Source organism: Mesorhizobium sp. P2_F8 (genome assembly GCF_056403655.1).
This window is the reverse complement of record NZ_JBFUFB010000003.1, coordinates 271,990-284,013: the sequence shown is the minus strand read 5'-3', so window position 1 is coordinate 284,013 and position 12,024 is coordinate 271,990. Positions and strand designations below refer to the sequence as shown.

At 66.2% G+C, this 12,024-nt stretch carries 11 protein-coding genes and 1 pseudogene; 7 read left to right on the top strand and 5 right to left on the bottom strand.

Annotated features, from left to right (window positions below; genetic code table 11):
- Positions 1-116: 116 nt before the first annotated feature.
- From AC1DZP_RS08670 to AC1DZP_RS08660, 3 genes are read left to right on the top strand one after another with little or no spacing between them, the layout of a single operon-like run.
- A complete protein-coding gene (locus tag AC1DZP_RS08670; protein WP_477301599.1) occupies positions 117-596 on the top strand; it encodes a (2Fe-2S)-binding protein in 480 nt (159 codons plus the stop codon).
- Positions 593-1,576 carry an FAD binding domain-containing protein gene (locus AC1DZP_RS08665; RefSeq protein WP_477301597.1) on the top strand — a complete coding sequence of 328 codons (984 nt, stop codon included), beginning with the start codon at positions 593-595 and terminating at the stop codon, positions 1,574-1,576. Before AC1DZP_RS08670 ends, AC1DZP_RS08665 begins: the two co-directional genes overlap by 4 nt.
- Positions 1,573-3,867, top strand: coding sequence for a xanthine dehydrogenase family protein molybdopterin-binding subunit (locus tag AC1DZP_RS08660; RefSeq protein ID WP_477301595.1), 2,295 nt, complete (start codon positions 1,573-1,575; stop codon positions 3,865-3,867). Before AC1DZP_RS08665 ends, AC1DZP_RS08660 begins: the two co-directional genes overlap by 4 nt.
- Positions 3,868-4,095: 228 nt before the next feature.
- Here the strand turns inward: AC1DZP_RS08660 and AC1DZP_RS08655 are convergent, their stop codons facing one another.
- A complete protein-coding gene (locus AC1DZP_RS08655) occupies positions 4,096-5,106 on the bottom strand; it encodes a zinc-dependent alcohol dehydrogenase family protein (RefSeq protein WP_477301593.1) in 1,011 nt (336 codons plus the stop codon).
- 97 nt (positions 5,107-5,203) lie between these two features.
- On the opposite strand from AC1DZP_RS08655, the gene AC1DZP_RS08650 reads away from it, so the two are divergent.
- On the top strand, positions 5,204-6,133 hold the full coding sequence (locus AC1DZP_RS08650; protein ID WP_477301591.1) for a LysR family transcriptional regulator: 930 nt from the start codon (positions 5,204-5,206) through the stop codon (positions 6,131-6,133).
- A gap of 44 nt (positions 6,134-6,177) precedes the next feature.
- Here AC1DZP_RS08650 and AC1DZP_RS08645 read toward each other — a convergent pair whose 3' ends face one another.
- The 4 genes and pseudogenes from AC1DZP_RS08645 to AC1DZP_RS08630 form a co-directional block, all read right to left on the bottom strand.
- Complete coding sequence (locus AC1DZP_RS08645; protein WP_095091267.1) at positions 6,178-6,936, bottom strand: slipin family protein; 759 nt, start codon at positions 6,934-6,936, stop codon at positions 6,178-6,180.
- Positions 6,933-8,323, bottom strand: a pseudogene (locus AC1DZP_RS08640) (NfeD family protein). The gene AC1DZP_RS08645 and the pseudogene AC1DZP_RS08640 overlap by 4 nt, the downstream one beginning before the upstream one ends.
- A gap of 214 nt (positions 8,324-8,537) precedes the next feature.
- A complete protein-coding gene (locus tag AC1DZP_RS08635; RefSeq protein WP_477301589.1) occupies positions 8,538-9,419 on the bottom strand; it encodes an EamA family transporter in 882 nt (293 codons plus the stop codon).
- Positions 9,416-9,628 (bottom strand): hypothetical protein, encoded by a 213-nt coding sequence (locus tag AC1DZP_RS08630; protein ID WP_477301588.1) that lies wholly within the window; start codon positions 9,626-9,628, stop codon positions 9,416-9,418. Before AC1DZP_RS08630 ends, AC1DZP_RS08635 begins: the two co-directional genes overlap by 4 nt.
- Before the next feature lie 159 nt (positions 9,629-9,787).
- Here AC1DZP_RS08630 and AC1DZP_RS08625 point away from each other — a divergent pair, with 159 nt between their 5' ends.
- The 3 genes from AC1DZP_RS08625 (at position 9,788) to AC1DZP_RS08615 (ending at position 12,008) form a co-directional block, all read left to right on the top strand.
- On the top strand, positions 9,788-10,669 hold the full coding sequence (locus tag AC1DZP_RS08625; protein WP_477301586.1) for a helix-turn-helix domain-containing protein: 882 nt from the start codon (positions 9,788-9,790) through the stop codon (positions 10,667-10,669).
- Positions 10,670-10,848: 179 nt separating this feature from the next.
- Positions 10,849-11,226 (top strand): nuclear transport factor 2-like protein, encoded by a 378-nt coding sequence (locus tag AC1DZP_RS08620; protein ID WP_477301584.1) that lies wholly within the window; start codon positions 10,849-10,851, stop codon positions 11,224-11,226.
- A 134-nt stretch (positions 11,227-11,360) separates the two neighbouring features.
- On the top strand, positions 11,361-12,008 hold the full coding sequence (locus AC1DZP_RS08615) for a hydrolase (protein WP_477301582.1): 648 nt from the start codon (positions 11,361-11,363) through the stop codon (positions 12,006-12,008).
- Positions 12,009-12,024 lie beyond the last annotated feature (16 nt).

The following is a 12,024-nucleotide window of genomic DNA, read 5'->3' as shown; positions in this document are numbered from 1 at the left end:
CCGGAGCGAAAGCGAAGGGACGGACAGCTGGGAGATCCGGTAGGTCTGCCGGCTGTCCTTGCCTGCCCAACATCAGCTCAATCGACTCCGCGTCAAGCAACTGGAGCCAGACGCCCATGACCAAAACGACAATTCCCGTCCATCTCGATATCAACGGCCATCGCCACACCCTGCAGCTCGAGCCGCGCGTCACGCTGCTCGACGCCTTGCGCGACCGGCTCGGCCTGACCGGCACCAAGAAGGGCTGCGACCACGGCCAGTGCGGCGCCTGCACCGTGCATGTCGACGGCGAGCGCGTGCTGGCCTGCCTGACGCTGGCCGCGCAGGCCGAGGGCCGCACCGTCACCACCATCGAGGGGCTTGCACGGGAGGGCGAACTGCATCCCGTGCAGGCTGCCTTCCTTGAGCGGGATGCCTTCCAGTGCGGCTATTGCACGCCCGGCCAGATCATGTCGGCGGTCGCCTGCATCCGCGAGGGCCATGCCGGCTCGGACGAAGAAATCCGCGAATACATGGCCGGCAATCTCTGCCGCTGCGGCGCCTATCCGCACATTGTCGCCGCTGTCCGCCAGGCAGCCCTGGAGGTCCAGTCATGAGAGATTTTTCCTATCTGCGAGCCGGCTCGCTCGATGCGGCACGCCATGCAGCCGCCCTGCCCGGCGCAATGCTCTTGGCCGGCGGCACCACGCTCATCGATCTCGCCAAATGCGGTGTCGCCGAGCCCGACAGCCTGGTCGACATCACTCATCTCAAGGGGCTGGACAACATCGAAGTCAGCGCAAGCGGCGCCACCATTGGTGCACTGGCCAAAATGGGCCATGTCGCCGACCATGCCGACATTAAGCGCCACTTCCCCGCCGTCTCCGAAGCCCTGTGGCAGGCGGCTTCGGCGCAGATCCGCAACATGGCGACAATCGGTGGCAATCTGATGCAGCGCACGCGTTGCCCCTATTTCCGAGATCCCTCGAATTTCCCTGCCTGCAACAAGCGGGAACCCGGCAGCGGCTGTTCGGCTATCGGCGGTGTCACGCGGGGACACGCCGTACTCGGCACCAGCGAAGCCTGCATCGCCATGTATCCAGGTGACCTCGCCACCGCGCTGGTCGCCTTCGACGCAATCGTCCATCTCGGCGAGCGTCGGGTTTCGGTGGACGATTTCTTTCTGTTGCCCGGCGCCACGCCCGACCGGGAACACGCGATCGAACCGGGCGAGATGATCACCGCCATCGAGATTCCCGACTCCGCCGCCGCCCGGCGTTCCACATACCTGAAGATCCGCGACCGCCAATCCTATGAATTCGCCGCGGCAAGTGCTGCTGTCGGCATCGAGTTCGAGGCTGACGGGCGCACCATCCGGGATTTGCGCGTGGCGCTGGGCGGCGTCGCGACCAAACCGTGGCGGGCACGGGCCGTGGAACAGACGCTGAAAGGCATGGTGCTGGAGCCGGACGCCGTCCGCCGCGCCAGCCTGCTCGCCGTCGAAGGCGCCGTCGACAACGGCGCCAACCACTACAAGATCGAACTGGCGCCGCGCGTCGTCGCCCGCGCCATCCTGAAAATGGGAGAAACCGCATGACCGTTCACAACATGAGACATGGTGATGCGTCCGATGGCGGCGCCGACGCCGTTGGCGGCCGGCTGTCGCGCGTCGACGGCCCGGCCAAGATCACCGGTGCCGCGAAATACGCCGTCGAGCAGCAGCTCGAAGGGCTCGCCTACGCCGTGCTGGTCGAAAGCACGATTGCATCAGGCAAGGTGCGCTCGATCGACACCGCCAAGGCTGAAGCAGCGCCCGGCGTGCTCAAGGTATTGACGCCGGACACCATCATCAGCCTCAGGACTGCCTCTGACTGGTTCGGTACACCGCCGCCGGACAAGCCCTATTGCCCGTTGGCGCGCGACATCACCTTCTCAGGCCAGCATGTCGCGGCGGTCGTTGCGGAAACCTTCGAGCAGGCGGTTGCGGCCGCTGCGCTGGTCAAGGTCAGCTATGACGAGACCTCCTCCATCGTCGACCTCAGCGACGCCAAGGCCGGCGACGGCATTCCGATCGATGCCATGACCAAGGAATGGGGCGACGCTCAGGCAGCCTTCGCCTCGGCTCCGGTCAGGATCTGCGCCGCCTACAACACGCCGCGCGAATACCAGGCGCCGATGGAGCCGCATGGCCTGATCGCCCAGTGGGAAGGCGACAAGCTCACCGTATGGGAGCCTAGCCAGTGGCTGGACGGCATGGCACGCACCTATGCCGAATGGTTCGGAGTGCCGTTCGAGAATGTGCGGCTCGTCTCGCCCTATATTGGCGGCGGCTTCGGCTCCAAGGCGCTGGCGCTCAGCCATGGCGCGGTGGCGGCAAGTGCCGCCAAGATGCTCGGCCGGCCGGTTAGGCTGGTGATGACGCGGCCGCAGACCTTCACCGGCTACGGCGGGCGCGCGGCGACACGCCAGACGGTGACGATCGGCGCCGACCGGCAAGGAAAAATCCAGTCGATCGTGCATCGCGGCATCAACGAGACGTCGATGGACGGCATATGGGTCGAGCCGCTCGGATCGGTCACCTCGATCATCTACGCGACGCCGAATTTCTCCTCGAAGCAGAATGTCGTGCGGGTGAATTCGGTGGTGCCGGGCGCCATGCGCGCACCGGGCGAAAACCCCTCGGCCTTCGGCATCGAGAGCGCCATCGACGAACTCGCTTATGAGGTTGGCATCGATCCGCTGGAGATCCGCCTGAGAAACTATGCCGAGCAGGACCCACACGCCAGAAAAGCCTGGTCTACCAGGCAGTTGCGCGAGGCTTTTGCTGCCGGCGCAGAACGCTTCGATTGGGCAAGGCGGACACCACAGCCGCGCTCGATGCGCGACGGCAACCAGCTGATCGGCTGGGGTGTCGCCGCCGGCACCTATCCGGTGCGGCGCGCCTATGGCGAGGCGATCGTGCGCATTCTCGCCGACGGCTCGGTCGAGGTCGAAAGCTCCTCGATCGACATGGGCCAGGGTACCTACACGATCCTGGCGCAGACCGCCGCCGAGACGGTCGGCGTGCCGGCCGACAATGTCGTGGTGAAGCTCGGCGACTCGCGCTTCCCCCGCGCCGGCGTCGCCGGCGGATCGCGGCTGGCCGGCGTGATGACCGGCGCCGTCTACAAGGCGGCGACCTCGGCGCTCGATCAGCTGGTGGGGCTGGCGATCAGCGATCCGCGCTCGCCATTCCACGCGCTGCAGGCCAACACGCTGGTGGTCGCCAACGGCCGTATCTCATCGCCGCGCGGCGACGGCCCCGATCTCTCCATCGCCGAACTGCTCGGCAGCGTCGGCCGCGACCATATCGAAGCAACGGGCGACACCATGCCGGCCAATTCGACGGCACAGGATCGCTACAAGAACTACACCACCATCGCCATGGCGCTGCCGCATACGGAGGGCGACTATTCCCGCCACAGCTGGTGCGCGCATTTCATCGAGGTGCGTGTCGACGAGGATTTCGGCACGGTGCGCGTGTCGCGCGTGGTGTCGGCGCTGGATTCGGGCCGGCTCTACAACCCCAAACTCGCCGAAAGCCAATGGAAGGGCGGCATCATCATGGGCATCGGCCAGGCGCTGCTCGAGGAAGGCATCGTCGACCGCCGCCATGGCCGCATCGTCAACAACAACCTTGCCGACTATCTGGTGCCGACCAACGCCGACATTCCAGACATCGAAGTGATCTCGGTCGGCATTCCCGACCTGCACTCCTCGGTGCTCGGCGGCAAGGGCGTCGGCGAGCTCGCCATCGTCGGCGTGGCACCCGCGATCGCCAACGCGGTCTTCCACGCCACTGGAAAACGCGTGCGCGATCTGCCGATCACGCTGGAGAAGCTGATTTAGGGGGCGACGGCGACGAAGCTGCGATCTCCCCCCTTGCGGGGGAGATGGCCGGCAGGCCAGAGGGGGGTACTGTCCCGCCTGCATCTCAACCCAATCACAATCGCGCCGTCCAGTGATTTCCGGTTGAAGGTGGTAACCGCGAAGTTTGGCGATCCTTCCCACCCCCCTCTGCCCTGCCGGGGGTCTCCCCCGCAAGGGGGAGAGTGGCAGCTCCGCCATCTTCGCCGATCACCACTCCAGCCCGAACACCAGCTTGCCGAAGTGCAGGCCGCCGGCGGCCATGTGGGCGTAGGCTTCGGCCGCTTGGTTGGGTGAAAACACCTTGTCGACGACCGGCTCGATCCCCGCTGCACCGATTGCGCGGGCGGCGTCGTGAAGGTCGGACACAGATCCGGTGTTGTTGCCGACCACCCTCAGCGCCTTGATGATGATCGGCAGCAGATTGACCGTGGCCTCGGCTCCGGTGACGAAGCCGATGGTGAACAGCGTGCCGCCGGGCGCGGTGGCGTTGATGGCGCGGGCGAAGGTCGCGGTGCCACCGGTCTCGACGACGAGGTCGGCACCGAGGCCGCCTGTCAGCTCCAGCACCTTGCCGTCCCAGTCGGGCGTCGCGCGGTAGTTGATGAGATGATCGGCGCCGAGTGCCTTCGCCCGCTCCAGCTTCTCGTCCGACGACGAGGTGATGATGACCGTGGCGCCGGCGGCCTTCGCAAGCTGCAAGGTGAAGATCGAGACGCCGCCGGTGCCGAGCAGCACGACGACCGAGCCCGGCCCTACATCGGCGGCGCGGATGGCGTTCCAGGCGGTGGTGCCGGCGATCGGCAGCGTCGAGGCCGCCTCGAAGGAAAGATGCGCCGGCACCGGCACGACCGAATTGGCCGGCAGCGCGACATATTCGGCCAGCGACCCCGGCAGCGAGATGCCGCGCATCTGCGTCATCTGGTAAGGGCGCGGCCGGCCGCCGATCCAGCGCGGCTTGGCGTGGGCGAGGACGCGATCGCCGACGGCCAGTCTCGTAACCCCCTCGCCCAGCGCAACAATCTCGCCGGCGCCGTCGGCGACGGGGATGAGCGGAAAGCTCGGTCCGGGATAATTGCCGCTCGCCACCGCGACATCGACGAAATTGAGGCTCGCCGCACGCTGGCGGATCAGCACCTCGCCGCGCTGCGGTTCGGGGGTGGCCAGGGTGGCGGCGCGGAAGGCGTCCAGCCTGGGTTGGCTTAGTTCGATGGCTTTCATGGTTTCACTCCGGTGGGTCGATTGATGGGTTGAGTGAACTTAGCTGCTGCGCTATCTCTAGATAATCATTGCCTTCTGCACTTGAGTACTGCGAGTTATGCAGCAATCCCGCGAACCAGTGGCCCTTGCCGAAATGGCGGCCTTCGCGGCCATCGCCGAGGCGCGCTCTTTCACCAGAGCGGCGGCGCGTGTGGGGCGCGACGCGACCATCCTATCGCGGCGGCTGCAATCACTGGAGGAGCGGCTGGGTGTCAGGCTGCTCCATCGCACGACGCGCAGCGTGTCGCTGACCGAAGCGGGTGCCGAATTCCTGGTGCGCGTTCGCGCCATCCTCGCCGCTGTCGACGAGGCCGAGGCCGCCGCGTCGGCACATGCCGGCGGCCGCCCGCGCGGCCTGCTCAGGCTGGCGCTGCCCGGCACGTTCGGGCGCATGTGGATCGGGCCGCTGCTGCCTCAATTCCTTGCCGAATTTCCCGATGTCCGCATCGAGGCGGAATTCTCCAACCGCTTCGTCGATCTGGTCGCCGAAAATTTCGACGTCGCCGTGCGGCTCGGCGCGCTGGAGGATTCGCGCCTGGTGGCGCGCAAGGTGGCGACGCGGCGCCGGCTGCTCTGCGCCGCCCCCTCCTATCTCGCCAGAAGGGGCAGGCCGGAGACACCGCAGGCGCTGCTCGAACATTCCTGCCTCGGCTTCAGCGGCTTCCAGACTTTTCCGGCCTGGGAGATGACCGACCGCGAGGGCCGGCACGTGCGCGTCGAAGTTTCCGGGCCGTTGGTCTCCGACGATGCCGAGGTGCTGGTCGAAGCTGCCGTGCAAGGCGTCGGCCTGATGATGAGCACCGACTGGCTGGTCGGCCGCGAGCTCGCCGACGGCCGGCTGGTGCCGATCCTGGAGGACTGGACGCTGGCCGACGAAGGCGCGGTCTATGTCGTCACGCCGTCAGCCAAGGGTCAAGCCGCCAAGACCCGCGCGTTCACCGACTGGATCGGCAAGCGCTTCGCGCCGGATCCGCCCTGGCGGCGGTGAAGCCGCCGGTCTCCCACAAAGGGGGAAGATCACACGCTCCTCCCCTACTTCCCCTGCTGCTTCATGAACTGGCTGAGCAGGTCCACCGGCAGCGGGAACACAACCGTGGACGAGCGCTCGCCGGCGATGTCGTGCAGGGCCTCGAAATAGCGCAGTTGCATGGCTTGCGGCTCGGCGGCCAGCATCTTGCCCGCCTCGACCAGCTTGGCCGCCGCCTGCTGCTCGCCATCGGCGTTGATCACCTTGGCGCGGCGCAGCCGCTCTGCCTCGGCCTGCTTGGCGATGGCGCGGATCATGCTCTCGTTCAGGTCGACATGCTTGATCTCGACATTGGAGACCTTGATGCCCCAGGCGTCGGTGCGCTGGTCGAGGATCTCCTGGATATCGCTGTTGAGCTTGTCGCGCTCGGCCAGCATTTCGTCGAGCTCATGCTTGCCGAGCACCGAGCGCAGCGTGGTCTGCGCCAGTTGATTGGTGGCGGCCATGAAGTCCTCGACCTGGATGATCGCCCGTTCGGCGTCAACGATGCGGAAATAAAGCACCGCGTTGACCTTCACCGAGACGTTGTCGCGCGAAATCACGTCCTGCGGCGGCACATCCTGCACCACCACCCGCAGATCGACCTTGACCATCTGCTGGATGAAGGGGACGAGGATGATGAGACCGGGACCCTTGACCCCGGTGAAGCGACCGAGCGTGAAGACCACGCCGCGCTGATATTCCCTGAGGATGCGAATGGCCGCGGACAGGAACATGACCACCACCAGCGCAAGCAACAGATAGGCCACGTAACCGATGCTCATTTCTTTGCTCCATTCCTTCCGGCGTCGCGCCGCTGCACGGTCAGTACGAGGCCGCTGACATCGGTGACCTCGACGCTGTCGCCGGGTGCGATGGGTTCGTTGGCCTTCGCCCGCCAGCGCTCGCCCTGGGCCAGTACATGGCCCTCGCCGCCCTGCCAGTCGAGAATCTGGGCCGGCAGTCCGCGCATCGCCTCACCGCCGACACGCGGCAGGCTCTTGCGCGCCGCCCAGACATAGGTGCCCGTCAGCAGCGCCAGCCCAAGCGTCAGCGCGGCGGCGGGACCGATGACGGCCCATGACACGGCGAAGCCCGGACCTTGGGTCTTGAGCAGCACGGTGGCGCCAAGCAGAAAGGCGGCCACGCCGCCGAGTCCAAGCACCACGGTAGGGTTGAAGGCCTCGACAACGAGGAAGGCGACGCCGAGCAGCATCAGGGCGAGGCCGGCATAATTGATCGGCAGGAGATTGAGTGCATAGAGCCCAAGCACGAGGCAGATGGTCCCGATGACGCCGGGCGCCACCGCGCCGGGGCTGGTGAACTCGAAGATGATGGCGTAGACGCCGACCAGCATCAGGATGATGGCGACGTTCGGATCGGTGATGACGGAGAGAAGCTGGATGAACCAGCCGGGTTCCAGCGTCTCGACCCGCAGCCCTTTGGTCGCCAGAACCACTTTCCTGCCGGCCACATCGACGGTGCGCCCATCGGCCTGTTGCAACAACTCGGTGGTGTCGTGGGCGACGAAGTCGATCACATGTTCCTGCAGCGCCGCGTTGGCCGAAAGGCTTGCCGCTTCGCGCACGGCTTTCTCGCCCCAGTCGCCATTGCGCCGCGCAGTTCCGCCAGCGAGCGGATAAGGGCGACGGCATCATTGGTCACCTTGGCCATCATCGCGTCGCCTGCCGGCCGCCCGGTGCCGTCCTTCTGGTCGCCCTTGTCGTTCTGGTCGCTCTTGTCCTTGTCGCCGCCGGGAAGCGACGGCAGCCCGCCCATCTCGACCGGCGTCGCCGCACCCAGATTGGTGCCGGGCGCCATCGCCGCGACGTGGGTGGCATAGAGGATATAGGTGCCGGCGCTGGCGGCATGGCCACCGGCCGGCGCGACATAGCCGATGACGGGCACCGGTGAAGCGAGGATATCGGCGATCATCTCGCGCATCGAGGTGACCAGCCCGCCGGGCGTATCGAGTTGAAGGATGAGGACTTCGGCGACCCGCTTGGCGGCGACATCAAGCGCTTCCTCGAGTTGCCTGGTGCTTGCCGGCCCGATGGCGCCGTCGATTGCGACGCTCAGCGCAACCTTCTCGCTCCCGGCCGAAGAGAAGGGAGAAAAGACAGCTGCGGCGACGAAGGCCGCGGCAAAAAGGGCCACCCGCGCGAAGGTCACGCTCAAAGCTCCGTGGATTCAATATGGGTTGTATTTTGCGAAGTCCAAGAGGAGAGCGACGTCGGCGATTGCGGACGCGGCTGAGTGCACAATCTCCCTTGTGGGGAGTTGGTCGGCCGACCAGAGGCGCGCGCAAGATCAGGAAATATTTGTGCCCTGGGCTCAACCTCGCCAGGCCGACCGGGCTCGCCCGGCAACTATGTCTCTGGAGAATCTACTCCGGCGATGGCACCGGCGGCCGCGACGTCATCGCGGTGCCGAAGGCGGCGGCAATGACGGCGGCGATCCCTGCGCATTGCGTAGGGGTCAGGCTTTCGTGCAGGAACAGGAAGCCGGCCAGCGCGCCCAGCCCGGGCTCGAGGCAGGTCAGCGTGCCGTAGATGCGGGCCGGCATCCTGGTCAGCGCCACCATCTCCAGCCAGAAGGGCAGCGCACTGGAGAACAGGCCGACGAGCAGCGCGCTGGTCAGGATCGATGGCGCGAGCAGCGCGGTTCCGGCCTGTGCCACGCCGAAGGGCAGCACCAGCACGGCTGCGATCGCCATGCCATAGGCTGTGGTGCGCGAGCCGAGTTCGGCGCCCGCCTTCTGGGCGAGCACGATGTAGAGCGCCCAGAAGCCGCCGGCCGCCAGCGCCAGCATCACCCCGGTCGGATCAAGCGGCTGCAGCGAATGGACGAAAGGTGACAACAGCACGATGCCGGCCACAGCCAGCCCGATCCAGGCAAAGTCGCTGGCACGCCGCGAGGTCAACGTCGCCACCAGCAGCGGGCCGGAAAACTCCAGCGCCACCGCGATGCCGAGCGGAATGGTGGCGAGTGCCGCGTAAAACAGAAGGTTGAGCGCGCACAGCGTCACGCCATAGGCGATCAGCCATGGCATGGTGGCGCGCGACGGCCGCATCTGCCACGGCCGCAGCACGGCGATCAGCATCAGCGCGCCGACGACAAGCCTGAGCGTCGTCGTGCCCTGCGCGCCGATTAGCGGGAACAGGCCCTTGGCGAAGGTGGCGCCGATCTGGATCGACACCATGGCGCCCATCAGCGCAGCGATCGGCAAGGGCGCCGCTTCGCGACGGGCAACCGGCGTCGATGTCACTTTGGCTCGTCCTCCATGCCGCCGGACCAAACCCGCCCGGCGGCATCGCGATAGGCCGAACGGGCCGGCCTGTCGTGAGACAGCGCCGACGTCTTGATGGGGCAAGGCGCCGGCAACCGCCAACCGGTCACTGATGTCGCCAGCCTCGATGCCAGCCGCAGGCCGGTCTTGACGTCGACGATCTCCGGCCTTGACCCCCAGACGGCCATCCGCGGGGTGATCCGCGGTCGCCGGCTTGGAGGAAGAGCCGGTTGCCCGATGCCGGCCCGTGGAACCAGGTGACGCTGTGTTCGCCGCAACGGCGCTTATGGTTTAGGCTCCATCGCTTACATAGGGCTGGTCTTCTAGACATCAGGAGGATTTGATCCGTGCTCGCCCGCGTCGAAGCCGTCGCACCTCTGCCCGAAAATGTGCTCAGCCTGTCGACAGCGCGGCGGGCCTGGAACGGCGTTTCTCTCGACGTCAATGAATGGCGCGGCTCCGGCAGGGTGGCTCACCAATTTCCCCACGAGACGGAGACCCGCCTGATTGCCCTGCTGGAAGAGGTCGGCAGCCCGTGTGAACCACGGCTGCGCGAGAACCAGCCTTGCCCCGCCGGCTACAGGCCCAGGCACATGGACTTCGCCCCTGCCGGCATGGAGATGTGGGGCTATAGCGCCGACGTCCGCTTCGTTCGAGACGCCACGCTGATGTTCGATTTCGCCGCCATGGACGAAAGGCTGGCTACCCGGTTCGATCGCAAAGCGGTCTCGACGCCGCGGCTGCGTTTTGCCGATGACCGCATCTGGACCCTGGTCAAGCTGCTCGCCGAGGTGGTGAACGACACCGATCCGTCGGCGCAGCTCTACGGCGATGGGCTGACCGTGGCGATCATGGCGCGACTGTTCGTCGATCCGCTGGAGCCCGGCGCCGACGCCAAGGGCCTGGCGCCCTGGCAGCTTCGGCGTGTCATCGACCATCTCGATGCGCACCTGCCCGAGCGTGTCGACCTCGTGCGGCTGGCGGCACTGGCCGGCCTGTCGCAATCGCACTTCAGTCGGGCGTTCAAGGCCTCGACCGGCATGGCGCCGTATCGCTGGCAACTCGACGCCCGCATCCGGCGCGCGCAGGCACTGCTCATCGACAGCCGCGCCACGCTCGACCAGGTGGCCGAGGCCACCGGCTTTGCCGATGCCGTGCATTTTGGACGCACGTTCCGCAAGCTCATCGGCGCGACCCCGGCGACGTGGCGGCGCGACCGCAAAAGCTGATCGCAACGTGACAGCGGCCGATCGCAAGGCGACAGCGGATTCAGGCTGGAAATAGCAGGATCGAACAGTGCGTTGCGCCCCATGATGGAGCAATAGTCCCTCGACCGGGCAGGCGAGACATCGGATTGAGCACTTTGCGACATCCGCCTCCCCGGAACTCCTGATCCGGAAGGTGGAAGATGACCGCAGAACCGATCAACTATGATGCCCTGATGCAGGCTAACCTTGCCCGCGTGTTCGGCGAGCGCGATGCCGTCCGCCGGATGAGCGCCATTGCAAAAATCTATGCCGACGACGCGGTGCTATATGAACCGCATGCGGCGGCAACGGGCCATATCGCCATCAATCAGGCGGTGGAAGCGCTGCTGTCGAGCCTGCCGGCAGACTTCGTCTTCACGGCGACCGGCCCTGCCGTCGGTCACCACGGCATCGGGCGGCTGCGCTGGCAATCCGGCCCGCCCAACGGTCCCGTCGCCGTGACCGGCACTGATGTCGCGCATTTCCAGGGCGACCTCATCCATTCCCTTTACGTTTTTCTCGATCCCGCCGGCGCCTGATGCATGTCGCCCAAAAGTGCGCAGCGGTTTGGGACAACGACATGCACAAAAAACAGAAACTTAAGGCGCGTCGACTGAAGCCGTTTCAACACGACGCGCTTTAACCAGTCGCCCGCATATCCAAGGAGTTTCCCATGCCCAAAGCCGGTCTCGAAGCCCTGCTTCGCCCCGAAGACAGCATTCTGGTGCTGATCGACCATCAGCCCTACCAGTTCACCAATCTCAACAGCCACGAGCCGACGATGATCGTCAACAATGTCGTCGGCCTCGCCAAGACGGCCAAGGTCTTCAATGTCCCGACGATCCTGACCACCGTGCTCGAAGAGCGCGGCGGCTACATCATCAAGGGGCTGCAGGACGTCTTTCCGGGCCAGAAACCGATCGACCGCACCTTCATCAACACCTGGCAAGACCCCAAAGTCGCCGACATCGTGAAGAAGAGCGGGCGCAAGCAGCTCGTGCTGGCCGCGCTCTACACCGAGATTTGCCTGGCCATGCCAGCGATCCAGGCGCTGGCCGAAGGCTATGACGTCTTCATCGTCACGGATGCTTCAGGCGGCGTCTCGCTGGAAGCGCATGACATGGCCGTGCGACGCATGGTCGCCGCAGGCGCGGTGCCGATCACCTGGATGGCGGTTCTCGGCGAATGGCAGCGTGACTGGGCGCGCGAAGACACGGCCGCCGGTGTCGCCGGCGTCGTAGCCGAACATGGCGGTGCCAGTGGCGTCGCCTTCGCCTGGGAAATGCAGCTGCTCGCCACCCGCGCCAAAGTCGGCGCCTGAGCAGGCCCGCACGTCA

Bases quoted from the DNA above. Each gene is read 5' to 3' on its own strand.
- AC1DZP_RS08665 (WP_477301597.1), top strand. From the start codon at position 593: ATGAGAGATTTTTCCTATCTGCGAGCCGGCTCGCTCGATGCGGCACGC.
- AC1DZP_RS08650 (WP_477301591.1), top strand. From the start codon at position 5,204: ATGCAGCAATCCCGCGAACCAGTGGCCCTTGCCGAAATGGCGGCCTTC.
- AC1DZP_RS08630 (WP_477301588.1), bottom strand. From the start codon at position 9,628: ATGGCCGTCTGGGGGTCAAGGCCGGAGATCGTCGACGTCAAGACCGGC.
- AC1DZP_RS08660 (WP_477301595.1), top strand. From the start codon at position 1,573: ATGACCGTTCACAACATGAGACATGGTGATGCGTCCGATGGCGGCGCC.
- AC1DZP_RS08615 (WP_477301582.1), top strand. From the start codon at position 11,361: ATGCCCAAAGCCGGTCTCGAAGCCCTGCTTCGCCCCGAAGACAGCATT.
- AC1DZP_RS08645 (WP_095091267.1), bottom strand. From the start codon at position 6,936: ATGAGCATCGGTTACGTGGCCTATCTGTTGCTTGCGCTGGTGGTGGTC.
- AC1DZP_RS08655 (WP_477301593.1), bottom strand. From the start codon at position 5,106: ATGAAAGCCATCGAACTAAGCCAACCCAGGCTGGACGCCTTCCGCGCC.
- AC1DZP_RS08670 (WP_477301599.1), top strand. From the start codon at position 117: ATGACCAAAACGACAATTCCCGTCCATCTCGATATCAACGGCCATCGC.
- AC1DZP_RS08620 (WP_477301584.1), top strand. From the start codon at position 10,849: ATGACCGCAGAACCGATCAACTATGATGCCCTGATGCAGGCTAACCTT.